This window comes from Anabaena sp. PCC 7108 (assembly GCF_000332135.1).
Classification (GTDB): domain Bacteria; phylum Cyanobacteriota; class Cyanobacteriia; order Cyanobacteriales; family Nostocaceae; genus Anabaena.
Genome location: NZ_KB235896.1, coordinates 4,967,356 through 4,991,100, shown reverse-complemented (window position 1 = coordinate 4,991,100; position 23,745 = coordinate 4,967,356). Strand labels below are relative to the sequence as shown.

The window sequence follows — 23,745 nt, the reverse complement described above, 5'->3', positions numbered from 1 at the left end:
ACTTACAAACTAACTAATTGAGATTCTATTTCTGAAGATTGTAAATTACGACCGATAAAAACTAAACTGGTTTGTTTTGTTTCTTCTAGTTTCCAAGGACGATCATAAAATTTATCAAATCTATTTCCTACACCTTGCATAACTAACCGCATGGGTTTATTAGCAACAGCTACAAAACCTTTAATGCGGTAAATCTCTTGTTCTTGTGCCAGTTTTTCTAATCTTGCTTGTAGCTTTTCTGGGTCAAATGTCCGGTCTAAAATCACATGAGTTGAGTTAATTTCATCATCATGATCATGGTCTTCTTCTGTGTCATGATGACTAGGACGATCATCTAAATTATCTTCAACTGCGGCAGCAAATCCTAATAAGATAGATGGGTCTAATTTACCATAATCACTAGAGACAATTTTCACAACTCTAGGTAATTCATGCTTGACTATTTCTAGGACTTTGGCTTGAGTTTCACTATCAACTAAATCAGTTTTATTCAAAATCACTAAATCAGCACAAGCAAGTTGATCTTCAAACAATTCTTGTAATGGTGTTTCATGTTCTAGACTATCATCTTCTTGGCGTTGTGCCGCAATCGCTTCTAAATCACTAGCAAATGTTCCCGCTGCCACTGCTGCACAATCTACTACTGTAATTACTGCATCTACTGTAGCAGCATTGCGGATTTCTTGCCAACGAAAGGCTTTAACTAAGGGTTTTGGTAAAGCTAAACCAGAGGTTTCAATAATAATACAATCTATACTATCTCGGCGTTTAATTAATTCCCGCATTGTCGGGTAAAATTCCTCTTGGACGGTGCAGCATAAACAGCCGTTTGTCAGTTCAAATATATTAGTATTTTCTGGAGTTTCTTGTACTTCATCTTCAGGGCAAATTTGACAAGATTTCAATAATTCACCATCTATCCCCAGTTCACCAAATTCGTTAACTAATACTGCTATGCGTCGTCCTTGGTTGTTTTGGAGTAAGTGACGGATGAGGCTGGTTTTACCGCTTCCCAAGAAGCCTGTGATGACGGTTACGGGGATTTTTGTAGCCATGTTTTGTGTGTGGTTTTATTAATTCATTGTACACTATTTACCAATAACTAAATTTTTGATTATCTTGTCGCTTTCATGGTTGTACTTCCTGAAACAGGATAATTATTAGTTGACTTCATGATTGAGCAAATGCAAATAAATATTGTAAATATAATAAATAATTATGTGGTTGTCATTACCTGGTTTTCGGTAAACTTTTTAGCCTGTTCGATTTCCATTTTATTTTTAATCTTTGCTCTGATAGGAATATCAATTGTAATGTAAAAAAGAGATTTACCAGCAAGTAAAAATTTTCTTTCTTTGATTAATATCAGTAGATGATGGAACATGAAGACTGCTTCCTTTAACTGATAATCATTCATATTTTTTTCCACATCTCTTATTTTTAACAGACTTTTAATCACAAGTATTACTCCTAAAAAAAGGTGGAAATAATACATATTGATAGAATTTAAGTCTTGCTTCATCTGTTCATAAAGATAGTTTAAATGTCCTCCCAAACCGCGCCAATATCTATTTCGAGAAGGTGCTTGATAGTGATTTGCTTTTACTGACTGAACCTTAATAATTTTTGCCCCTGCGCTTTGTACCCTTCGGGCAAAGTCGTGTTCTTCACAAACGTATGTCTTTAAGTATCTAATATTAGTATCAAATCGAAAACAATCTGCAATTATCCGCCTAATAGAAAATAAGCTACCAGTTCCGAAAGTAGGGGCATTTCTATCATTTGATCCATGACATTGATAAACACAGCCCCAAATAAACATCACTTGACTATCTTGTGTATATACCTTAATAATTTCCTCTAAACAGTTGGGAAATATGCTGACATCATCATCAATAAATACAATAATATCTCCTTTGGCTTTTTCAAGAATTCTGTTTCTAGAAAAAGGAGTTCCTCTGTTTTTATCGTTACAAAAAATCTGTAAATTATGCAATTTATCTTGATACTCACTCAGAATTTGGGGAGTTTCATCGCTGGAACCATCATCAACAATGATGACTTCATAGTTTTGATAAGTAAGCTTTTCTATTGAGGAAAGACTGTAATCTTTTAAGCTTATATATCTATTGTATGTAGAAATTCCAATTGTTATTAATGGCTGGGTGGGTTTCATATTTCGGTTTTATCTATTAACCAACTAATTAAGTATAGCAAATTTTTTGATACGATACATATACGAGTGACGCACCTGACAATAGACTGAAACCCATAGCCCATATTTGATTTTTTCTGTCAATGCGTAAGTCCTAAAGTATTCACAAAACAAGTTGAAAATAGTGATTTTCCTGAAAGTATTGATCAATTTAGGGGTAACATCCCTCTGGTTGCTTTCATGCACACAAAAACAATCACAAGGCTGTTACCCCTACATATTTTCAGCTTTTTGCTCGGCACTCAGCACTCGTTACTCAGCACTCGTTACTCAGCACTCGTTACTCAGCACTCTCTTCATTACTCAGCAGTCAGTAATTCAGTGCTACCCTTGGTGCGTTTCCGTGTCATGGCGTTATAAACCATGATACCGATAGCTTTAATCAAATTACCTTCCAACTCTTGGAACATCTTCATGTTCACACCAAAAGCGGCATTTGCTTCTTCAGTGATGCGATCGCCTGTAGAATCATCAATAGGCATAGCATCTAAATTGGCTCGATACTTAGCTTTAAATGCCTTTTCATCGGTAATATCTGCAAACTCATAAAAAGCAGTTCCTTCACCTTCACCTAGTTTCATCGCAGTTTGGGCAATTCCTTTGAGGATTTGTCCCCCCGATAAATCACCTAGATAACGAGTATAAGAATGAGCAATTAATAATTCTGGTGCGGTGGCAGAAATTTCTCGAATCCGGTTTACATAAGCTTCACCGGCAGGAGATAATTTGATTTGTTCGCGCCAGTTGTAACCATAGTAATAAGTTAAGTCTTGCTCTAAGGTATGCTTGCGGTTAAGTTCAGGAAAATAAATTTTACTGAGAATTGGGTGATGCTGATGTTTCTCCATTTCCTCTTCCATAGCCGAGTAAATGAAGTAAAAGTTAGCAACCAACTTGCGATAGGAGTTTTTTTCTACAACTCCTTTTAAAAAACACTTGACAAAACCCACATTTTCTGCCATAGTGTGTGCTTTCTTTGTTCCCACACGTAATTTGCTTGCTAAATTGCTGCTCATATTAAAATTCTCAACTGTAAAAAAATTAACTGTTGGAGTTTTCTGTACATAATGCTGAAAAAACCCCATTAAAACGTTACATTAGAACTATTTGATGAGAATTTATATTAAAAATCATTAAGCAATGAGTTTGTCTGGCGTTTCATCAACGTCGAGAATGATTGAAGAAAGTGCTATTCTCCTGTGTGATTGTGTGGAGTTTTTAAATTTATGGTTTCATCAATGGCTCGGACTCAAGGCTATATTTCAGAATCAGTGACAAATGTTGAAAATAGTTGGATGTTAAATTCCATACCACTACCAACCAACCCTTTATTCGGTACAGATGGAATTCGGGGGAAAGTGGGAGAATTGCTAAATGCACCTTTAGCCTTACAAGTAGGTTTTTGGGCGGGGATTGTCTTAAGTAGTCATGCCACTCATCCAGGACCGATTATCCTGGGACAAGACTCCCGAAACTCCAGTGATATGTTAGCAATGGCCTTGAGTGCGGGGTTAACCGCTGCCGGTTTAGAAGTGTGGTATTTGGGATTATGTCCCACACCTTGCGTAGCCTATCTAGCCAGCATCACTAATGCCATGGGGGGAATGATGATTTCCGCGAGTCACAATCCCCCAGAAGACAACGGAATTAAAATCTTTGATGGTGATGGTGGTAAGTTATCCAAAGCTCTGCAAAGCGAAATTGAAGCGGGATTACGAGGTAAATTATCCCCAGGTTTTAGTATAAATAGTTGCGGTAGACATTATTCCCGCCCAGAGTTGATTAAAGAATATAGCCAGTCTATTCAAACACCTTTGCAATCTGGACTCACTCTCCAGGGGATGAAGATAGTTTTAGATTTAGCTTGGGGTGCAGCCGTGGGTTTAGCACCAGCGGTATTTACAGAAATGGGTGCGGAAGTTATTTGTTTACATAATGAAGCAGATGGCGATCGCATTAACGTTAATTGTGGTTCTACACATTTAGATATTCTCCAAGCCGCAGTCAAGGAACATCAAGCTGATATGGGTTTTGCCTTTGATGGCGATGCAGATCGGGTTTTAGCTGTGGATAATACGGGCAGACCTGTAAATGGTGATTACATTCTTTACCTTTGGGGTCGCCATTTACAACAAAAACAACAACTCCCAGATAACCTGATAGTTTCCACCGTTATGGCTAATTTAGGCTTTGAAAGAGCTTGGCAACAACTAGGTGGTAAATTAATTCGTACGTCTGTAGGCGATCAATATGTGCAAGCCGAAATGCGGAAAACTGGGGGAATGTTGGGGGGAGAACAATCAGGACATATCCTTTGTAGTCATTATGCCATGACGGGAGATGGCTTATTGACAGCTTTGCATATTGCCGCCGTCGTTAAAGAAGCTAATTTGTCTTTAGGAGAAATGGTAGATCAAAGTTTCCAAACCTACCCCCAAATATTACGGAATGTGCGAGTATTAGATCGTGAACGGCGGTTAGGATGGGAAAATTGTCAACCAGTCCAACAAGCGATCGCTAAAGCCGAAGCCGCAATGGGTGATAATGGCAGAATCCTCGTCCGTGCCTCTGGAACAGAACCCGTAATTAGAGTCATGGTAGAAGCCGCAAATGCTGAACTTGTCAGCCATTGGACAAATGAATTAGTTTCAGAAGTCCAGCAACATTTAGCATAATCAAGTACTGACCAAAGAGTGCTTTATAATTACCTATAGTCGATAATCGTCAGTATGGTAAGTAATAAGTTCATAGAGGAACAATAACTCAGATTCTATGTATCTTTACTTAGATCAGCAGTCAGCGGTCAGTTATGGCAAAAACAAAACGGAAATCCCAGGGAAAAAAACAGCAGTCAAAAGCCGAGACTTCCACCCTCAACCTGAAAGAAGAGTTAGCCCAAAAGCGTAAAGCCGCCCAAGCCCGTAAAGAATTTACCAGCTTAATCAGTAAGCTTTTAGGAAGCGGTTTATTCTTAGGAATGCTGCTGTTTTTCGTCGGGGGAGTGAAAGCAGCAATTCCAGGCTTATTAGGCGTTGTGGTGATATCCCTTTCCTACAAATATCCCCGCCAAGCTCTATTTGCCTTCGTCATATACGTACCTTTTTCTGGGACAATTATTTACTACTTGGGTAACAGCCCCATACTGCAATTAGCTAAAGATGCTTTTTATGTGCCAGCAGCGATCGCATTGTGGCAAACTTGCAAAAGGCAAAGTCAACCCTTCATAGTTCCTAAAGCCATTAACACCACATTCTTTATTCTCTTAGGCTGCTGTTTACTAACCCTGGTATTGATTAATGGTGGACAGCAGTTAAGTGCATCTGGCGGTGACATACCTCTAGGGGTAGGAATTCTGGGATTTAAAGTGTTCTTAGGATATGCACCCTTAATTAGTTGTGTCTACTATTTAATTCGCAATAAGCAAGATTTTTTGTTGTTATCGCGGCTTCAAATAGCCCTGATTCTCATCTGCGGTATCTTGGGAATTATCCAATATATCCTGCTCACAATAGGAGTATGTAAAGGAACTGTAGGTGTATCAGGAGATGCATTATTTAAAGCATCACTAGAAGCTCGATGCTATTTTGGTGGAGCATTATTATATACTCCTGAACAAGGTGTAATTCGCTTGCCAGGAACCTTTGTCGCCCCTTGGCAATGGGCATGGTTCTTAATCTCTAGTACCTTTTTTACCTTTGCCACCACTTTTAGTGACAAATCTATTCTTTGGCGGTTGATAAGTTTAGCGGCTCTGGCATTAGTGTTTGTGAACGCAGTTATCTCTGGACAGAGAATTGCCTTAGCTTTAGTACCAACCTCCTTTGTACTTTTACTATTGTTGACTGGTCAAATTGGCAACCTTAAAAAGTTTATTCCACTAGTAGGAGGCTTTGCACTGATTTTATTAATTGCAATGGCAGCTAACCCCACTGTTGTCCAAGACAGAATGGATAGTTTCATCGGTCGCTGGAATGCAGCACCACCTCAAGCATTTATTGTTGATCAATTTGAAGAGAACTGGAAAGATGTTGAGACTCCTATCGGTAGTGGTTTAGGCCGAGCCACCAACTCTGCTCGTGTCATGGGTAAAACTAAGTTAGTGGAAACCTACTACCCCAAAGTACTCTATGAAGTGGGAATTATCGGTATGCTGGCTTTCCTAGCCTTTGTTACCAGTATAACAATTGCGGCTTTTAAGGCACATCGCTCAATGAAAAGCCGTGAATTAAGGACTTACGGTGCCAGTATGTGGGTGTTTATACTATTCATTAGCTATAACACTTATTACTACCCCCTAGATGTCGATCCAGTTGCTGTCTATTATTGGTTATCTGCGGGAATAGCATTTAAATTACCAGCAATCGATAAACAACAAAATGCAGAACAGATAGAAGTCAAATCAACAGGCAAAAAAGGCAGAATTAAAAAATAATAAAGTTGACAACACAAGCTTTTTAGAGATTTTCAATGGTTGATTGATTTCGTTATCTACTAGCTGAAAAATAAATTCAAAAATCAACTATCTATATGATATGACTACTCAAAATCAAACACAAAAAAATAGATTTCATTGGATTGATAGGACAAAAGGATTAGCAATATTAGGAATTATTTTATTTCACTTTTTTCAAAATTATCCAGAACGTAATCAAATAATTACTATTTTAGATAGAAATGCAGCTAGAGTAGGATATGCTGCCGTCGATATATTTTTTTTAATGGCGGGTTTCAATACCAGTTATGCTTTAGTATCTCGGTCAATTAAAGCCGGGAGTGATGAACTCAGCGTCAAATGGAAATCATGGTTGGTAAGTAGATTAATAAGACTTTATCCTTCTTATTGGTTAGCTGTGACATCAACTTGTTTACTTTATTATTTTTTCGGTAGATTTAAAATCACCTCAACGCCAAACTTTATCTTATCAGTTCTAGGTTTAGCAGGTGTTCATACACAGGCAATTAATCCAGGCTTTTGGTTTTTCACTGTAATTATCCAAGCTTATCTAATCACCCCTTTAATATTTATTATTTGCAAGAACCACCGCCAAGAAATTTTATGGCTTGGCATTATTGTCGCTACTCTTACTAAAATCGTTGCTTTCTACTTCTTGTCAGAAAATAATATACCTACTTACTTGTTTTTCTTGCAAAATAACTTTCTGGGTAGCTATATATTTCAGTTCTTTCTAGGTTTGTATTGGGGATATATTTATGCTGAACATCATGGCTTTAGAAAAATAGATTTTTTGATAGCCACTATTGTTTTTAGCTTGGGGTTGATTTTATATGGGTTTTTCTTACTTCGTCACATTAATATTATCTATATGTTAGGTTTCGATATGCTATTTACTCCTTTCTTCTTTTTAGGGATAAAAGCAATATTATTGAAATTAGAAAAAATAGTTAGCTTTCAATGGATTCTCAGTTCTCTTTCAATTTTAGGAATTTATTCTTACCAAATTTATCTTATTCATCAACCGTTATACTTTGTACTTCTACCTAAATTACAAAAAATCATACATCTAAATAGTTATTTAACAATATTTGTTTCTTTATTCATCGCTCTTGGGTTGTTAACAATATATGTTTTGATATTTACTAAATTAGAAAAAATTGTTATAGAAAAACTAGCGAGTGTTTACAAATAAGTAATGGGACAGAATTAATTACACAACTGATTTTTCTGTTCCCTGTTAAGAGTTCCCTGTTCCCTCTCTCAACGAGTGAATTTAATTTTGTCCAACTACTTAAAACTAAGTTTTTCCAAAAACTTTAATGTCGGCAATAAAAATGCTAAAAAGGGTTATACTGAAATCAAACAAGTTTAATTAATACAATTTCAATCATCAAAGTTATGAATAATTATCCTTTAATTTCCGTAGTTATACCTACATACAGAAGAGAAAAATTGCTCCATGATAGCATTATCGATGTTTTAAAACAAGATTATCCACATTTTGAAGTTTTAGTCGTAGACCAAACCCAAACTCACGAACCAGAAACCCAAGCTTTTTTGGAGGAAATGTCAGCAGCAGGTAAAATTAAATTATTGCGTTTGGATTGGGCGAGTTTACCAGGAGCGCGAAATTATGCAGTGAGAAGATCACAGGGTGAAATCATCTTATTTATTGATGATGATGTAGAGTTAAATCCTGGATTTTTAACCGCTCATGTCAAAAATTATTTGCAAAATCCAGAAATAGGTGCTGTTGCTGGTCGGGTATTTGACAGAATGAAATTAGGTGACTCTGGGGGAGAATTGGAAATTGAATATTTACCCCCAGAAGCAATGGACCCTGGAATTGCTTGGTATCACATTGATTTGGTTCATACTACCAAACCCCAACAGGTACTGACAGCGCGGGGTTGTAATATGTCTTTTCGCAGCGAAATTTTTACTAAGTATGGGCTGAAGTTTGATGAGCGGTTTCGCGGTAGCGCCGTGCGGGAAGAATCAGATTTCTGTTTGCGGATCAGAAAAACTGGGTATAAAATTTGGTATGACCCTGAGGCACACTTGGTACATTTAGGGGAAGAGACGGGAGGCTGTCATGATATTAGTATGCGATCGCTAAATTATCAAATCACTTTCTATCACAATCATTTTTTACTGGGGTTGAAAAATCTCACTTTTACCCAGGCTTTACGTCTCTATGGACGTTTATTTGATTGTCACGTTCTGGGGAATCCACCTTGTTATAAAAGTGGTTCTCCAATTAAAGTTCTAACTCGTGGGGTTTTCTATTGTTTAGGTTTTCTTAAAGCTGTGGGTAGTGTGATTCAATCAATCTGGAATGATGGGCAAATTTACAGTCGTTTAGATCAAGAAGTTTAAATTACTTGATCATCATGGGTTGGGGATTTTTCTTACCAGAAGAATATGGATTAAATGAACCGCGTTCACGCAGTGTCCCGTAGGGATAGACGCGAAGAACGCGAAGAAAGAAGGAAGAAGGAAGAAAGTAGGGTTCTGTTTCGTTCAACATTGTACATTATATTCAAAATTTATTTATCATGAGAATCTTAGTTGCTAGTCATACCTATATTGTAGATTTGAATTGTGAGAAGTTACGGGCTTTATCACGACTACAACCGGGAATTGAAGTTACAGTTGTGGTTCCTAAACGCTGGAAACCAGGTGGAGTACAAAACAAAATTATTGAATCTGAATATCGTGATGAAGGTGCATTTAAAATAGTACCTATATCTAATTTTAGTCAAAATCATCAAGGACTTCTGACTTTTGGTGCTGATTTAATCACTTTGTTACGAAATTTTCGCCCCCAAATTATTCATGTAGAACAAGGTTCTAGGGGTTTGGCTTATACACAAATGATTGTCTTAAATCAGCTATTAGGACTTAACGCCAAAAATGTATTTTTTACTTGGTGGAATTTACCTTATGAATTAAAGTTACCTGTTGCTTTATTAGAAAAATTTAACCTTAACAACAGTCACGGTATTATTTCTGGTAATCAAGATGGTGCGGAAGTTTTGCGTCAACGAGGATATAATGGCGCAATTAAAGTTATGCCACAATTAGGTGTAGATGAAACTCTTTTTACTCCTCAATCTCAGCCAGAATTAGCCGCTAAATTAGGTATCAATCAAGGAGATTTTGTTGTTGGTTTTGTCGGCAGATTTGTACCAGAAAAAGGTTTATTAACTCTCTTGCAATCATTGATAACTTTAAAAAATAAGCCTTGGAAATTATTACTCTTAGGACGAGGAGAGTTAAAAGATGAATTAATTAAAATCTCAGCAGAAAATAATATTCAAGATAGACTAATTATGGTTGAAAGTGTTCCCCATGATGAAGTCGCTAAATATATCAATTTAATGAGTACTTTAATTTTGCCTTCTGAAACTACTTATAAGTTTAAAACCCTCACTGCTGTAGGTTGGAAGGAACAATTTGGCCATGTTTTAATTGAAGCTATGGCTTGCAAAGTTCCTGTAATTGGTTCTGATTCTGGGGAAATTCCTTTTGTAATCGGTGATGCTGGTTTAATCTTTCCTGAAGGTGATTCTCAAGCTTTAGCTAATTGCTTGTCGCAATTGATGGAAAAACCTGATTTAGCTGAAAATTTGGGTGAATTGGGTTATCAAAAAGCTATGTTCCAATATACAAATAAGGCTTTAGCACAACAACAGTTTGAGTTTTATCAAGAATTCATGTAGTAGGGGCGTATTGCAATACGCCCCTACAAGATTCAGAATGATGACGATAAGTAGCTCAATAAAAAAAAATACTAAATAATGAAAATATTACATATTATTCCCTCGATTTCTTTAATTTATGGCGGTCCTAGTCAAATGGTATTAGGGTTAGCCCCAGCGTTGGCTGCATCAGGTGAAGAAGTTACAATTATTACCACAGATAGTAATGGCGATTCTGGTCAAAAACCTCTTGATGTGCCTTTAAATCGCCCTATAAAGCAAGATGGTTATGAAATTATTTACTTTCGTTGTGCGCCTTTTCGCAGATATAAGTTTTCTCTGGATTTATTAAAATGGTTAATAAGTCACGCTAACGAGTTTGATATTGCCCATATTCATGCTTTATTTTCTCCTGTTAGTAGTGCGTCAGCAGTAATTTGTCGTCAACAAAAATTACCTTATATTTTACGTCCTTTAGGAACTCTAGATCCATCTGATTTACGTAAAAAGAAACTATTAAAACAGCTTTATGTTGAATTGATAGAACGTCGTAATTTAGCGGGTGCAGCAGCAGTTCATTTTACTAGCGAACAAGAAGCCAAAATATCAGCAAGATTTGGCGTAAAAACCCAAGATTTAGTGATTCCTTTGGGTGTTATCCCACCGCAAATAAATCCTGATGAGGGTTGGAGTAAGCTGGGTATTCCTAGTGATAAACCTGTAGTTTTATTTATGTCCCGCATTGATCCTAAAAAGGGTTTAGATTTATTACTTCCAGCTTTAGAAAAATTATTAAATGATGGTTTGCAATTTCACTTTGTTTTAGCGGGAACAAATCCCCAAGATCCAAATTATGAGGCTAAAATTCAATCGCAAATCGAAAATTCCCCATTAAATTTACACACGACAATTACAGGCTTTGTCACTGGAAAAGTCAAAACTAAGTTATTAAAAGCTGCGGATTTATTTGTTTTACCTTCTTACTATGAAAATTTTGGAATTGCGGTAGCTGAAGCAATGGTAGCAGGAACACCGGTGGTAATTTCTGACCAAGTACATATATATCAGCAGGTGGTCGATAGTGAGTCTGGTTGGGTGGGGAAAACTGATGTAGAATCACTGGTGGAGTTATTAAAAGCAGCCTTGTTAAATCCCCAAGAATGTCAGCGACGGGGGGTAAATGCCCAAAAATATGCCTTAGAGAATTTTAGCTGGGATGCGATCGCACAGCAAATGATTCAAGCTTATCAACAAATTATGGCAAATCAAAAAAGTTGATTTCTTAACATTTTGTTGCAAACCTCGACAGTCCGATGGGATAATCGGTATTTTATGGCATTATTTCAAAGTAGAATATATATGTTTTTCTAAACTACAGGGAATCTTGCATGACTCTCCGTCTTGGTGATACAGTACCCAACTTTACTCAAGCCTCAACACATGGGGAAATAGATTTTTATACATGGGCAGATGATAGCTGGGTAGTGCTGTTTTCTCACCCTGCTGACTTTACACCAGTTTGTACCACTGAATTAGGTACAGTAGCTAAACTGAAACCAGAATTTGAGAAACGCAACGTAAAAGCGATCGCACTCAGCGTTGATGATGTAAACTCTCATAATGGCTGGGTGGCAGATATTGAAGAAACTCAAAGCACCACCCTCAATTATCCAATTCTCGCAGATGCAGACAAAAAGGTTTCTGACCTTTATGATATGATTCACCCCAACGCAGCTGCTACTGTGACAGTACGGTCAGTTTTCGTTATTGATCCTAGCAAGAAACTGCGTCTTTCTTTTACCTACCCCCCCAGTACCGGACGCAATTTTGATGAAATATTGCGAGTAATTGATTCACTGCAATTAACTGATAATTACAGTGTAGCTACCCCTGCTGACTGGAAAGATGGAGACGATGTCGTAATTGTTCCATCTCTAAAAGATCCTGAAGTTCTCAAACAGAAATTCCCTAAAGGTTATGAAGAAATCAAACCATATTTGCGAATGACTCCTCAACCTAACAAGTAAGTTTCACTAACATTCTTCGTAGGGTGGGTTAACAATAGCGTAACCCACCATTTTTTTATATACAGACTAATGTTTAGAAAACCCTGATAGTGTTTATGAACCTTACCTGACTGTGTTTTGAAGATGGGTAAAATTTGGTAGCTATAAATAGGAAGATGCACATTATGAGTTTGTGAGCGTAGTGGTGATATCTTGGGTGCAATGTATGACTTTTCCCAATTTATCAGGCTGAACCCCCGTAATGCACTAGCTTACGTTAATCGGGGAGTAGCCAACTATAACTTAGGGTACTACCAAAGAGCGATCGCTGATTTACAACAAGCATCAGCATACTTTGGAAAGCAAGGACAGAAACTTGCCCAAACAAAAATCTTAGATTTGCTGAAAACTGTTCAACAAGAAATCTCATCAGTCATGGAAATTGCTTAACTCTCATAAGTAGTCGTGCAAAATAAATTGCTTCCTTTAGGGGAAGAAACAAATTTGTTCACAAATAAAACTGGATTTTCTGATGAAAGTCATCGGGAACTTCAGCAGATTTAATATAAGTAATTTTAATAATTTAGAAATAATAAAAAATATTTATTTTGGGAAAACCCCGCAAAAAATAATACATTTTTATTAATTAATAAAATCAAATTTTGTTGTATCCTGATGAAGTAAATAATTATGATAACTAGTAATAAAATATGGGTTTTTCCAGCATCGCTATAGAACAAAGAGAAAAAGAAACTGAAGCTCTGAAGACTGTTCTCCTCTACAGTCTCATTGGTTCATTAGCATTACATCTGGGGGTACTAGCTTTATGTATAAGCAAATTTTTACTGAAAGTACCTAATGTTAAAGATCAACCAATTGAAGTGACAATTCTCGAAACTATCCCCGATGAAATAGCCAAACCACAAGCGAATAAAAACTCCCCAGTCAATATCAACTCTGGTGGAGGAGGTGGTGGTGGTAACGGCGTGAAAAATTTGATCCCAGCAGCAACTTCTATCAGCGGCATAACTCCGGCTTTTTTACCTGTAGCTAAACAGCATCAACCGAAAACCACTAATAACTTTATCGCCAAACAACCCCAAGCGCCAACTATTCCTGAACCTGCGACAACACAACCTCCGGTAGAAACTAAACCAATACAGAGGTTAGATGAAAACTCAAACACCCCAGCATCTAATCAACCTCAACTAGATGCGACTGTGACAAACGACTCAAAAACCCAAAATATCCAATCATCAAAGTTAGAAATTCAACCAAGTTCTAGTTATAAAAATATCTCAACTACCTCCACTTCTTCCACACAACCGTCACAGAATGTAGTTTCAACAAGTGGAAATCTTTTCGGTAATCTAGGTAATCGATTGAGAAATAGTTTAGGTAACGGTTCCGGTAATGGTGTTGGTAACGGTTCCGGTAATGGTGTTGGTAACGGTTCCGGTAATGGTGTTGGTAACGGTTCCGGTAATGGCGTTGGTAACGGTTCCGGTAATGGTATTGGTAACGGTTCTGGTAATGGTATTGGTAACGGGGTTGGAAATAAACCAAAAACAGAAGATACAACAGTAGCTACAGCACCCAAACCTCCTATAGAAAATAGTTCTAAATTGAATCGCGCAGATTGTCTACAGTGTCAAATTAAGTATCCAAACAGAGCCAGACAACGTGGTATAGAAGGAAATCCAGAAGTTGCTATTGATACTGACAAGAAAGGTAATGTCACGCGGGTACGGTTAATCCGTTCCAGTGGTGATAGCGAACTAGATCAAGCTGCTCAACAAGCAGCACAAGAGTGGAAATTAACACCTACAGAAGCAGGAAGACAAGGGGTAAGAGCCTCAGTTAATTTTGCTATTAAAGGATCACAGCGTCATCGCCAACTTCAAGAACGTCAAATAGAAAAACAAAGAGAAGCCGCCCAGAAAAAACCTGAAAAAGAAGCTTCTACTTCTACTTTCAGAGAATCACCTCAACACAATCAACGGAAAATAACTCCTATTATTACCGATATTTCCCCCGAAAATACAACTAGACGTAGACAAGAATCTCCACCTTCTGAGAGTAAACCAGTCTCATCTCCTCGTCAGCGTGTAGAACCTGAAAAACCTAAGCAAATAGAAGAATCTACACCCCGTCGTCGTTCACCACAATCCGTAAAATCTGATACAAACAATCAAGCTGATGAAGGTAAAGCCGAAAGAGTTCAAAAAAGCCAGAGACGGTTAGAAGAAATCCTCCGTCGTCGTCAAAAATCCTCTGACTCACCAGCACCAGCAGAAGCACCCACACCACCAAAACCTGCGACTACATCACCTACTGAGTCTAATAGTGATTCAGAAATTAGTAATTAGTCATCATTAAAGATACCTGATTTTTTAGAGAAGTTGGATATTTGAGTATTAATTAATTCAAGTATGACACCTTGTCTTTTGACAGTTTTTATATTAATAAGGTAAATCTCACATAGTAATTGTTTTTACCGGGTGTGAGTTAAGAAGATGAATCAGAGTTTTGTTTTCCTGCCAGTTTCTTTATTGAGCTTACTGGTAGCCTTTCCTGCTGTTGCTGTTAATAATAGAACTGAAAATAGTGTAGTAAATTCTGAGATTCCTAGTTTAAGTGAAATTGAATTACCCGCAACAAATGCTGAATTATTAACTCAACAACCAGCATCAACTGAAGTTAAGGAAGAAACTCAACCAGAAGCAGATTTAACTCCCACAAATGATGCAGATATCTCTATAGAAACAATTGGTGAAAAAGACCCTTTACCTGAATCTACACCCACTTATGTAATTGAAAAAGAAGAAATTCAAAAACAGGGTGCAACCAGCGTTGCTGATATTTTGAAAAGAATGCCAGGTTTTGCGATCAATGATGTCGGACATGGTGCAGATATTCACACAGGTACATATTACCGGGGTGCATCAATTAACCAATCTGTATTTCTGATTAATGGTAGACCAATTAATAGTAATATTAACACATATCATGGTGCAACTGACTTAAATAGTATTCCTATAGAAGCTATAGAAAGAGTTGAGTTGTATAGTGGGGCTGCTTCCTCTTTATATGGTTCATCGGCTTTTGGGGGAGTTGTCAATATCATTACTAAAGAAGGTGATGGTAAACCTAAATTAAATGCTAGTGCAGAATTTGGCTCATTAAATTTAAATAATCAACAGATAACTTATGGTGGTTCATCTGGTGCAGTCAAGTACAACTTTAGCTTTGAAAGATACTTTATCGATAACCGTTATCGTGTACCTGTGGGAGCAGCAAACCGTGATGCTCAAGGGTTTTTATCGAATGCAGATACAGCTACAAGCACTTATTTTGGCAGCATTGGTGTAGATTTAGATCCCAAAAATTCGGTCAATTTAGATGTGACTGCACTGAGTAGTCGTCGAGGTTTAATTTATTTCGGGTTCCCGTTACAAAAAGACAGACTTGATCATGATGGTTTGAATATTGGTTTATCTTGGAAAACTCGACTTGGTAAGGGAGAAAACTCTAATTTAACAACTTCTATTGGTTATAACCAAGATTACTTTAGCACTTATGGTCCTACCGCAGGTACATTTTACCGCAGCGGGATTTTAGATACTCAACAAATTACAGCCAGAGTAGATCATGATTGGAAACTTAGCCCTAATAATCAGTTGCATTGGGGTTTAGATTTAAAAAATACTGATTTAAGTGGTGATGTTTTTAGTACAGCACCTAATAGAATTGCCAACAACGAAAAAGAAAATCGCAGCCTCTTAAATACAGCTTTATTTGCTGTCAATACTTGGAATATTAGCGATGCTTTTCAAGTTGATTTAGGGCTAAGACAAAGCTTTGATGAGCAGTTTGGTAATTATCTTAACCCTAGTTTTGGCTTACGTTATGCTGTGAATCCAGCCGTTGCTGTGCGTGGCAGTTGGGCAGGAGCGCAACGGAATCCTGGTTTAGATCAGTTATATGTTTATGATACTGTTCATGCTTGGCAACCAAACCCAGATTTAAAACCAGAAACTGGTTCAGCTTGGACTGCGGGAGTGGATGTGAGATTGTCTAATAATTTGCTGGGACAGTTTACATATTTTGGCAGTAGTTTAGATAATCGGTTAGGAGTAATTAGTGGGAGATGGGAAAATATTGGCTTAGTAGATACCAATGGTTTAGAAGCAGCATTGCAATTAAAAATTGCTCGTGAATGGTCAACTTTTCTCAACTACACTTATACAGATGCCCAAATTAAAACTGGAACTGAAAAAGGATTACAATTAGGGTTAATTCCTTACTCTTTACTTCAAGCTGGAATTGGTTATGAAAAGGCGGGATGGCAAGCTAATATGTATGTGACTTATAATAGTGGTTCCCGTCGCTCTGTTTATACCAATACTGCTGGTGGTGATAAAAATACAGACTTCTCAGCGTCTTTTGTGAATTTTGATTTGAGTGGTCGGATTCCTGTCAGTAAAAATTTGGGGTTGATTATTTATTTGGAAAATTTACTCGGTGAGCAATATGAGCGAGTTAATCGTATTTATAGTCCTGGGTTTACTTTTCGAGTTGGTTTAACTGCAAATATCTAATTTCGCCCCCATCCAAAGCAGCAGATTCCCGAATTTTTAGAGAAGTCGGGTATCTGATTATTTAATGTAGCGTTGACAATCTGCTAAAGTATTTGCTAATTGATAGGCTGGTTTTAATAGAAAGCAACGTGACCATTACAAAACGCCAATTACCTAATTTTTTCAAATTCAGCAAAAATCCTAGCCTTTCTCAGAGATTAATGCTGATTGGGTTAGGAATTACTCTATTTTGCATTTTTTTAGCCTTCTTAGCACCTGTATTTCAGGCTTGGGGATGGCTACAAAATCCTAAAGAATTTCTCTCTAACCCCATTCATGAAGCACCTTCACTTAAACATTGGTTCGGCACAAGTCGCTTAGGTTATGATGTATTTTCCCGGACTGTATTTGGTGTGCAAGCCGCATTGCAAGTAGTGATTTTGGCAACCACACTGAGTATGGTGATTGGTGTACCTTTGGGGATGGTAAGTGGTTATCTAGGTGGAAGATTAGATAAGATATTGCTGTTTTTCATGGATAGCATCTACACCTTACCAGGATTATTACTTTCCGTCACACTGGCATTTGTGGTGGGGAGAGGAATCTTGAATGCTGCGATCGCTATTAGTATCGCCTACATACCCCAATATTATCGCGTAGTTCGCAACCACACCGTCAGTGTTAAAACCGAAGTCTACATTGAAGCCGCGCAAGCAATGGGGGCTTCCACATGGGTTGTATTATCCCGCTATCTATTTTTTAATGTCATTCAAAGCGTACCCGTCCTCTTTACCCTTAACGCCGCAGATGCCATATTAGTTTTAGGCGGTTTAGGATTTTTGGGTTTGGGATTACCAGAAGAAGTCCCTGAATGGGGATACGATTTAAAACAAGCCCTAGAAGCACTACCCACAGGTATTTGGTGGACTACACTTTTCCCTGGTTCAGCGATGACATTCCTAGTTGTAGGGTTATCCCTACTTGGTGAAGGGTTAAACGAGTTTGTCAATCCCCGTCTGAGAAGAGAAAATAGTATTCGCAAGTAGGGGGAGAAAAACCCGGTTCTTGCTAGTCATGAAAGAATAGACAACTAATAAACTGAGAGATTTCTGTGAAAGATAACATTTCCTTAATTGCTGCGGCTGCTGGTGGGTTAATGCTTTCTGTTGCCCTTTCTGGAATTTTAACAGGTACACCAGTCACAGGGTGGAAACAGGGAAGCAACAATTCTTACGGAGTTGCTAATGTGCAAATGATTAGTAACCTCAAATGAATAGGGATTATTGGCATCCACAAAGCCCAAGTTACATTTTGTTTGCGTAACTGTAAAGTATTTTGTCTCAGATGGGACTTACGCACAAGCTATGGAATAAACGAACCACAGAGGCACAGAGAACACAGAGGAATGAGGGTTTGAGAGATATTTTGCGTAAGTCCTGTCAGATATCCCTTTTTAATTGATACCTGCTAGTTGCAGCAGGTTTAATAAATTTTTACTATTGATGAATATATCTTCAGTAAAGTTTCGAGGATAACTAAAATGATGAAGATGCCAACCAGTTAGAGTTTCACTATTATGGGAAGTGCCATAACCAGAACTCAAAAGTTGGTATGATGAGGATGATTTTTGGGTTTTATCTACAATAAAGATTTGGGAATAAGCCTTGTGCAGCAAGTAATTGGTATTGATTTGGGGGGAACAGCGATTAAGCTGGGGCGTTTTACAGCAGATGGTACTTGTTTACAATCTTTAACAGTAGCAACTCCCCAACCTGCAACACCGGCAGCAGTAATGATGCAGATGGTAGATGCGATCGCTCAAATTGACCCAGATAATCAAACTATAGCTATAGGTGTGGGAACTCCTGGCCCTGCGGACGCAACTGGACGCATTGCTAAAGTTGCCATTAACCTATCTGGATGGCATGATGTTCCCTTAGCAGATTGGTTAGAAGCCAAAACTGGTAAACCAACCATCCTTGCTAATGACGCTAACTGTGCAGGTTTAGGGGAAGCTTGGTTAGGTGCCGGTCGTCACTTTCAAAATTTGATTTTGCTAACTTTAGGAACTGGGGTTGGTGGTGCGATTATTCTCGATGGTAAATTGTTTGTTGGACATCAAGGTGCGGCTGGAGAATTAGGTTTAATTACTTTAAATCCTAACGGATCAATGTGTAATAGTGGCAATCAAGGTTCTTTAGAACAGTATGCGTCCGTGACAGCTATTCGTCGCTGTACTGGTAAAGAACCAGCAGAATTAGGCGCACTTGCTGAAGCTGGAGATGCTGAAGCTTTGAGTTTTTGGCAAGAATATGGCAGAGATTTAGGAATTGGTTTAACGAGTTTAATATATGTACTTACACCACAAGCAATTATTATTGGTGGTGGTATTAGTGCTAGTTTTGAATTTTTTTTACCATCTATGCAGGCAGAAATTGAAAAGCGGGTTTTACCTACATCGCGTCTAGGTTTACAAATTTTGCCCGCAGAACTGGGTAACTCAGCAGGAATGGCAGGTGCAGCGAAATTAGCAATGACATTGTGTTCGGTTAAAGACTGATAATTAGGGCTGACGCGAACATGATATCACTCTGTCACTTGCGGAGCTTCAAAAGTAACATCTTCATACACATCTGCAACATCACACTTAAAATCTACACTAGCTAAATGTATATTTTCCCCTTTTCCATAGGGATATAGTACCCATTGTCCTTCTGGGTTACGGCGGAAAACTTCTATGTTAATCCGGGTTTGACTCACTAAAACATATTCTTCAAGCGACTGAATATTTCGATAATCAGCAAATTTATCACCTCTGTCAAATCCTTCTGTGGTGGGAGATAAAACCTCGATAATTAAACAGGGATAACGCAGAAAGTTGTTAAAGGTTCTATCCCTTTCGTCGCAACTGACCATAACATCAGGGTAGTAATATGTATCGATAGATTCTATATGAGCCTTAGTGTCTGCTATATAAGCCTGACAGCCTCTCCCACGCAGATGATTTCTGAGCATTGAAGCAATATTAAGAGTAATAATCACATGAGTATTACTTGCACCTGCCATTGCGTAAATATCTCCATTCCTGTATTCATGCTTAATAGCACTTGTTTCTTCTTCTTGGAGATATTCTTCAGGGGAAATATAGCTATAACTGGGACTTGCAATCATTGACAATCTCCTTTTTAATATTGTCTGCTGTTAAACACTTATAATTTTACTTATTTTCAGCTTGAGTTGAAACAGTTAATACTTGTGGTGGTGAAGCATCTGGAGGATAGAGAAAGTCTACTTCTACTAAAGAGCGATCGCCTGACTTCATATTTAATGATACTAATGGTTTCCCTTGTTCACCTCTGGTTTGCACTAAATGTACAAATTCAGTTTTTGGTTTACCTTGATCATCTTGATAACGGACTCGCACTGTTCCTCGAAAGAAAACTTGACGCGCTGCTGTGGTGAAAAAGCGTAATCCTGATTTATTCAACTGATCTTCTTTGATGGGAGTTTGCACCGACACAGTTACAGTTTGCTGTTTTTGAGTTGTATTGTATAAAGGCAACCTGAGACTATACTGAATTCCATAATTGCCATGAGCGCGATAAGCCGTATCAGGATAGCGGACTAACATAGGTGCGCTTTGAATTTGACCAGTACCAAAAGTGCCACCATGCAGTGTGCTTAAAGGGTAAGAAAAAGCTTGACCGACTTGAGGAATTGTCAAATAATTAACTTTAGGATTATCGACTAAGAGCGATCGCCATTGAGAACCACTCGCTACACCTGCTACACGTCCATAAATTCTTGGTTTACTGTTATCTTCCAGAGCAGTTGGAACTTTATCTCTGGGTGTAGATAATTCACCATTATCTAGTAAATTTTGCCACTCTGCCAAAGTTGGCGCACGTTCACTACCATCAGCATTTGTAGGGGCAAACATAGCTAAACTAGCAGCGTAAACATTACCATTACTCGACAAGCGCATAAATGTAGATCGTCCATTGATTGGTGGTGTCAATCCTTGCACGGGAATTGGTAAATTTAATAACATCTGACTTGCCCCTGGAGGAATAACAATTTGGGCTGGGAAAATCGCTTGTCTTCTTCCTCTTAGCACATCAGACATAACCCTACTACCAGGTCCTGCAAACACTGTACCCGCATTATTGGGCAGAAAAGAAGGTAACTGAATAAATGGAGCATCTGGTTGACTTAAATAACTTGCTGCTTGCAAGATATTGATTTTCACCGATTTAGAACCAGGGTTATGCAACATTATCCCCTGGTAAAGAGAACGTAAATTTTCTGCTGGTTCTGCTTTAGCAACATGATGAGCAAAGATATCAAACCGACCCCGAAAAGGAAAATTTAAATGTGCTGTTGGTACTTTTTTCCCATTTCTTGGAAAGGTAGAAAGTAAAATTCCTGCTTTTAACACCAATTCCGGACTATTGCTATTAAACACCGGCACACTATCTAACTGCCCTGGTAAAGGACGAACTTCTTGTGGTTGTACAACTTCTTCAGGTAAGGGACTTGCAGGAGTCGCTTGAGCAAGAGTAAAAGCAAGTGAAAGTGGCAACATAGAAAATTTAAAATTTACTATTCAAAATTATAAAACCCTTAATTGGTCGGGATTAAAGGCATTCTACATCAAAAAAATCTTCCCTTCCGCAAGACTGCCTTCTTCAAGTATGTGTCAGTTTGTTAATAATCAAAACAAACTCAGCTATCATCTCTATCAAATTTTCTTGATTTAAAATTGGGACGTGGACAAAGATGCAAGGAATGGGTAGTTGATATTGCTTTAGATACTCCAATACTAAATAATAAAGTGATTCACAGACGAACTTACCACAGTCATAGCTAATCTCAACGGTTGTTCCGGCTACTAATTGTTCAACATTAACAGTAGTTTGCAAAGTTGTTTGCCAAAAACTTTCTGCACAATCTAGAGATGAGATATCCGTAGACTGTCCAGACACGATACAAGCAAAGACTTCGATACTTAATTTTGATCGACTTGCTGCCATACCACAACAGATAACGTAATCAGGTTGGAGTTCCTTGATTTTGGCAATGACTAAAGAACTAGCAAGCTGAACATCTACGGGTAGTCGATCCAAAAAAATTAAATCATGAGGGAGACAAGCCATTTTGGCTAATCCGAGTAACAAATCATCAGAAGAATTTGACTGTTGTTCACTCAGCCAAGTGTCAAAAGAAGTTAATAGTATTTTTTTCTGCATAATAAATATTAATTAGAATTAGAATATAAATGAAATGCCCTCCCTAATAAATTTACAAGGAGCAGGTAAATGCCAGTGATTGCAGTCGTAGATTACGATATGGGAAATTTGCACTCAGTCTGCAAAGGTTTAGAAAAAGCTGGGGCAACTCCTAAAGTAACTTATTCAGCCAAGGAATTAGAACAAGCAGATGCAATAGTTCTGCCAGGAGTGGGAGCATTTGATCCCGCAGTACAACACCTACGAGCACGTGGTTTAGAACAACCGATTAAAGATGTGATCGCATCTGGTAAACCTTTCTTAGGTATTTGTCTAGGACTGCAAATTTTGTTTGAATACAGCGACGAAGGGACTCAACCAGGACTGGGAATTGTGCGTGGAAAAGTGCGGAGATTTCGCTCAGAACCAAGTATTGCTATTCCCCACATGGGTTGGAATCAGCTACAACTTACTCAACCAAAAAGCATTTTGTGGGAACATTTACCTTTCCAACCTTGGGTTTATTTTGTCCATTCCTACTATGTTGACCCCATTGAACCGCAAATTCGAGCAGCAACAGTCACTCATGGTAATCAAACTGTGACAGCTGCCATTGCTCATGAAAACCTGATGGCAGTCCAATTCCATCCCGAAAAATCCTCTAATATAGGATTGCAAGTTTTATCTAATTTTGTGGCTCAAGTCCGCGAAAAGATTCCTGCTTAATAAAAATTTGCAATTTTATCAGTTGTCTAAAAATCACAACTAATGACCAATGACTAATAACTAATGAGTCTGAGAATTTACGGGAATCGACTGCTTAAAACTTTACCAGGGCAAGAAACCAGACCCACCAGTGCGCGAGTACGGGAGGCAGTTTTTAATATTTGGCAAGGGAAGATTGATGGTTGTTGCTGGCTGGATTTGTGCGCCGGTAGTGGTTCAATGGGCGCAGAGGCTTTATGCAGGGGAGCTAGATTGGTCGTAGGAATTGAACAATCTAGTAAAGCCTGTGGAATAATCCAACAAAACTGGCAGATGGTAGCTAATTCCAATCAAAAATTTGAGGTATTAAGAGGAAACGTGATCCAGCAGTTAAAAAATTTATCGGGTAAGCAATTTGACAGAATATATTTTGATCCGCCTTATGCCAGTGGGTTATATGAGCCAGTTTTAGAAGCGATAGCTGATTACCAAATTTTAGATGCTGATGGAGAAATAGCCGTTGAACATAGTCCTCAAGCTTGGACACCACCAGAAATCCCTAATTGGAAGATATGCCATCAAAAAGTTTATGGCAAAACAGCGCTAACTTTTTACAAAAGTATGGAATTAGAAGAGATGGAGTGATGGGGTGCTAGGTTGATTTAGATTTCAACTGTTTCTAGCTCCCCACTACTCATAACTCAGGACTCAATACTCAGTTTTAGCCTCCCAACTCGTTCGGGCGCTTATATTGCCTGTAAGCAGCATAAAACAGTCCACTAAGGGTGACGACAATCAGACCTAACACAATACCTGACAGTAGGGGTTCAACCACTGTAAATCTCCTCTTT

At 38.1% G+C, this 23,745-nt stretch carries 23 protein-coding genes; 15 read left to right on the top strand and 8 right to left on the bottom strand.

What is annotated here, in order from left to right; translation table 11 throughout:
- Positions 1-2: 2 nt before the first annotated feature.
- The 3 genes from cobW to ANA7108_RS0123295 all read right to left on the bottom strand — a co-directional run bounded on the left by cobW (position 3) and on the right by ANA7108_RS0123295 (position 3,231).
- Entirely contained in the window at positions 3-1,055 is a 1,053-nt protein-coding gene (gene cobW / locus ANA7108_RS0123305) for a cobalamin biosynthesis protein CobW (protein ID WP_016953243.1), read from the bottom strand.
- Positions 1,056-1,216: 161 nt separating this feature from the next.
- Positions 1,217-2,176 carry a glycosyltransferase family 2 protein gene (locus ANA7108_RS28320; RefSeq protein WP_016953242.1) on the bottom strand — a complete coding sequence of 320 codons (960 nt, stop codon included), beginning with the start codon at positions 2,174-2,176 and terminating at the stop codon, positions 1,217-1,219.
- A gap of 338 nt (positions 2,177-2,514) precedes the next feature.
- A complete protein-coding gene (locus tag ANA7108_RS0123295) occupies positions 2,515-3,231 on the bottom strand; it encodes a heme oxygenase (biliverdin-producing) (protein ID WP_026104406.1) in 717 nt (238 codons plus the stop codon).
- A gap of 210 nt (positions 3,232-3,441) precedes the next feature.
- Between ANA7108_RS0123295 and glmM the strand changes: the two genes are divergently transcribed.
- The 4 genes from glmM to hpsN all read left to right on the top strand — a co-directional run bounded on the left by glmM (position 3,442) and on the right by hpsN (position 9,050).
- On the top strand, positions 3,442-4,890 hold the full coding sequence (gene glmM / locus ANA7108_RS0123290; RefSeq protein ID WP_026104405.1) for a phosphoglucosamine mutase: 1,449 nt from the start codon (positions 3,442-3,444) through the stop codon (positions 4,888-4,890).
- A 134-nt stretch (positions 4,891-5,024) separates the two neighbouring features.
- The gene (gene hpsL, locus ANA7108_RS0123285; RefSeq protein WP_016953239.1) at positions 5,025-6,647 is read left to right on the top strand and encodes a hormogonium polysaccharide biosynthesis protein HpsL; all 1,623 of its coding nucleotides are present in this window, start codon (positions 5,025-5,027) and stop codon (positions 6,645-6,647) included.
- 100 nt (positions 6,648-6,747) lie between these two features.
- Positions 6,748-7,863, top strand: coding sequence for an acyltransferase (locus ANA7108_RS0123280; RefSeq protein ID WP_016953238.1), 1,116 nt, complete (start codon positions 6,748-6,750; stop codon positions 7,861-7,863).
- A gap of 206 nt (positions 7,864-8,069) precedes the next feature.
- Entirely contained in the window at positions 8,070-9,050 is a 981-nt protein-coding gene (gene hpsN, locus ANA7108_RS0123275; protein WP_016953237.1) for a hormogonium polysaccharide biosynthesis glycosyltransferase HpsN, read from the top strand.
- A gap of 1 nt (position 9,051) precedes the next feature.
- Here the strand turns inward: hpsN and ANA7108_RS30375 are convergent, their stop codons facing one another.
- On the bottom strand, positions 9,052-9,201 hold the full coding sequence (locus ANA7108_RS30375) for a hypothetical protein (RefSeq protein ID WP_158318382.1): 150 nt from the start codon (positions 9,199-9,201) through the stop codon (positions 9,052-9,054).
- 28 nt (positions 9,202-9,229) lie between these two features.
- On the opposite strand from ANA7108_RS30375, the gene hpsO reads away from it, so the two are divergent.
- From hpsO to ANA7108_RS0123230, 9 genes are all read left to right on the top strand, one after another.
- Complete coding sequence (hpsO, locus tag ANA7108_RS0123270) at positions 9,230-10,396, top strand: hormogonium polysaccharide biosynthesis glycosyltransferase HpsO (RefSeq protein ID WP_016953236.1); 1,167 nt, start codon at positions 9,230-9,232, stop codon at positions 10,394-10,396.
- Between the two features lie 78 nt (positions 10,397-10,474).
- The gene (hpsP, locus tag ANA7108_RS0123265) at positions 10,475-11,653 is read left to right on the top strand and encodes a hormogonium polysaccharide biosynthesis glycosyltransferase HpsP (RefSeq protein ID WP_016953235.1); all 1,179 of its coding nucleotides are present in this window, start codon (positions 10,475-10,477) and stop codon (positions 11,651-11,653) included.
- Between the two features lie 110 nt (positions 11,654-11,763).
- The gene (locus tag ANA7108_RS0123260; protein WP_016953234.1) at positions 11,764-12,402 is read left to right on the top strand and encodes a peroxiredoxin; all 639 of its coding nucleotides are present in this window, start codon (positions 11,764-11,766) and stop codon (positions 12,400-12,402) included.
- Between the two features lie 201 nt (positions 12,403-12,603).
- Complete coding sequence (locus ANA7108_RS0123255) at positions 12,604-12,831, top strand: hypothetical protein (RefSeq protein WP_016953233.1); 228 nt, start codon at positions 12,604-12,606, stop codon at positions 12,829-12,831.
- Positions 12,832-13,091: 260 nt separating this feature from the next.
- Positions 13,092-14,750 carry an energy transducer TonB gene (locus tag ANA7108_RS0123250; RefSeq protein WP_016953232.1) on the top strand — a complete coding sequence of 553 codons (1,659 nt, stop codon included), beginning with the start codon at positions 13,092-13,094 and terminating at the stop codon, positions 14,748-14,750.
- Positions 14,751-14,897: 147 nt separating this feature from the next.
- Entirely contained in the window at positions 14,898-16,982 is a 2,085-nt protein-coding gene (locus ANA7108_RS0123245) for a TonB-dependent siderophore receptor (RefSeq protein WP_016953231.1), read from the top strand.
- Positions 16,983-17,110: 128 nt separating this feature from the next.
- Entirely contained in the window at positions 17,111-18,007 is an 897-nt protein-coding gene (locus ANA7108_RS0123240; protein ID WP_026104404.1) for an ABC transporter permease, read from the top strand.
- A 65-nt stretch (positions 18,008-18,072) separates the two neighbouring features.
- On the top strand, positions 18,073-18,234 hold the full coding sequence (locus ANA7108_RS30615; RefSeq protein WP_016953229.1) for a hypothetical protein: 162 nt from the start codon (positions 18,073-18,075) through the stop codon (positions 18,232-18,234).
- A 393-nt stretch (positions 18,235-18,627) separates the two neighbouring features.
- Complete coding sequence (locus ANA7108_RS0123230; protein WP_042491285.1) at positions 18,628-19,521, top strand: ROK family protein; 894 nt, start codon at positions 18,628-18,630, stop codon at positions 19,519-19,521.
- A 26-nt stretch (positions 19,522-19,547) separates the two neighbouring features.
- Here the strand turns inward: ANA7108_RS0123230 and ANA7108_RS0123225 are convergent, their stop codons facing one another.
- The 3 genes from ANA7108_RS0123225 to ANA7108_RS0123215 all read right to left on the bottom strand — a co-directional run bounded on the left by ANA7108_RS0123225 (position 19,548) and on the right by ANA7108_RS0123215 (position 22,210).
- Positions 19,548-20,132 carry a Uma2 family endonuclease gene (locus tag ANA7108_RS0123225; protein WP_016953227.1) on the bottom strand — a complete coding sequence of 195 codons (585 nt, stop codon included), beginning with the start codon at positions 20,130-20,132 and terminating at the stop codon, positions 19,548-19,550.
- 46 nt (positions 20,133-20,178) lie between these two features.
- The gene (locus tag ANA7108_RS0123220) at positions 20,179-21,546 is read right to left on the bottom strand and encodes a DUF3370 domain-containing protein (protein ID WP_016953226.1); all 1,368 of its coding nucleotides are present in this window, start codon (positions 21,544-21,546) and stop codon (positions 20,179-20,181) included.
- Positions 21,547-21,649: 103 nt separating this feature from the next.
- Complete coding sequence (locus ANA7108_RS0123215; protein WP_016953225.1) at positions 21,650-22,210, bottom strand: hypothetical protein; 561 nt, start codon at positions 22,208-22,210, stop codon at positions 21,650-21,652.
- Positions 22,211-22,279: 69 nt separating this feature from the next.
- Here ANA7108_RS0123215 and hisH point away from each other — a divergent pair, with 69 nt between their 5' ends.
- Both hisH and rsmD read left to right on the top strand, forming a co-directional pair.
- A complete protein-coding gene (gene hisH / locus ANA7108_RS0123210; protein WP_016953224.1) occupies positions 22,280-22,915 on the top strand; it encodes an imidazole glycerol phosphate synthase subunit HisH in 636 nt (211 codons plus the stop codon).
- 63 nt (positions 22,916-22,978) lie between these two features.
- Positions 22,979-23,539: a 16S rRNA (guanine(966)-N(2))-methyltransferase RsmD gene (gene rsmD, locus ANA7108_RS0123205; RefSeq protein ID WP_016953223.1), complete on the top strand. Its 561-nt coding sequence runs from the start codon at positions 22,979-22,981 to the stop codon at positions 23,537-23,539.
- A gap of 76 nt (positions 23,540-23,615) precedes the next feature.
- On the opposite strand, the gene petG is transcribed toward rsmD, so the two are convergent.
- Entirely contained in the window at positions 23,616-23,729 is a 114-nt protein-coding gene (petG, locus tag ANA7108_RS29155) for a cytochrome b6-f complex subunit V (protein WP_084776969.1), read from the bottom strand.
- Positions 23,730-23,745: the final 16 nt, after the last annotated feature.

Excerpts from the sequence above, each read along its gene's own strand:
- glmM (WP_026104405.1), top strand. The coding sequence starts at position 3,442 with ATGGTTTCATCAATGGCTCGGACTCAAGGCTATATTTCAGAATCAGTG.
- ANA7108_RS30375 (WP_158318382.1), bottom strand. The coding sequence starts at position 9,201 with ATGTTGAACGAAACAGAACCCTACTTTCTTCCTTCTTCCTTCTTTCTT.
- ANA7108_RS28320 (WP_016953242.1), bottom strand. The coding sequence starts at position 2,176 with ATGAAACCCACCCAGCCATTAATAACAATTGGAATTTCTACATACAAT.
- rsmD (WP_016953223.1), top strand. The coding sequence starts at position 22,979 with ATGAGTCTGAGAATTTACGGGAATCGACTGCTTAAAACTTTACCAGGG.
- ANA7108_RS0123215 (WP_016953225.1), bottom strand. The coding sequence starts at position 22,210 with ATGCAGAAAAAAATACTATTAACTTCTTTTGACACTTGGCTGAGTGAA.
- ANA7108_RS0123250 (WP_016953232.1), top strand. The coding sequence starts at position 13,092 with ATGGGTTTTTCCAGCATCGCTATAGAACAAAGAGAAAAAGAAACTGAA.
- hpsP (WP_016953235.1), top strand. The coding sequence starts at position 10,475 with ATGAAAATATTACATATTATTCCCTCGATTTCTTTAATTTATGGCGGT.
- ANA7108_RS0123295 (WP_026104406.1), bottom strand. The coding sequence starts at position 3,231 with ATGAGCAGCAATTTAGCAAGCAAATTACGTGTGGGAACAAAGAAAGCA.
- hpsN (WP_016953237.1), top strand. The coding sequence starts at position 8,070 with ATGAATAATTATCCTTTAATTTCCGTAGTTATACCTACATACAGAAGA.
- ANA7108_RS0123220 (WP_016953226.1), bottom strand. The coding sequence starts at position 21,546 with ATGTTGCCACTTTCACTTGCTTTTACTCTTGCTCAAGCGACTCCTGCA.
- hpsL (WP_016953239.1), top strand. The coding sequence starts at position 5,025 with ATGGCAAAAACAAAACGGAAATCCCAGGGAAAAAAACAGCAGTCAAAA.
- ANA7108_RS0123255 (WP_016953233.1), top strand. The coding sequence starts at position 12,604 with ATGTATGACTTTTCCCAATTTATCAGGCTGAACCCCCGTAATGCACTA.
- hisH (WP_016953224.1), top strand. The coding sequence starts at position 22,280 with ATGCCAGTGATTGCAGTCGTAGATTACGATATGGGAAATTTGCACTCA.
- ANA7108_RS0123280 (WP_016953238.1), top strand. The coding sequence starts at position 6,748 with ATGACTACTCAAAATCAAACACAAAAAAATAGATTTCATTGGATTGAT.
- hpsO (WP_016953236.1), top strand. The coding sequence starts at position 9,230 with ATGAGAATCTTAGTTGCTAGTCATACCTATATTGTAGATTTGAATTGT.
- ANA7108_RS0123225 (WP_016953227.1), bottom strand. The coding sequence starts at position 20,132 with ATGATTGCAAGTCCCAGTTATAGCTATATTTCCCCTGAAGAATATCTC.
- ANA7108_RS0123260 (WP_016953234.1), top strand. The coding sequence starts at position 11,764 with ATGACTCTCCGTCTTGGTGATACAGTACCCAACTTTACTCAAGCCTCA.
- cobW (WP_016953243.1), bottom strand. The coding sequence starts at position 1,055 with ATGGCTACAAAAATCCCCGTAACCGTCATCACAGGCTTCTTGGGAAGC.
- ANA7108_RS0123245 (WP_016953231.1), top strand. The coding sequence starts at position 14,898 with ATGAATCAGAGTTTTGTTTTCCTGCCAGTTTCTTTATTGAGCTTACTG.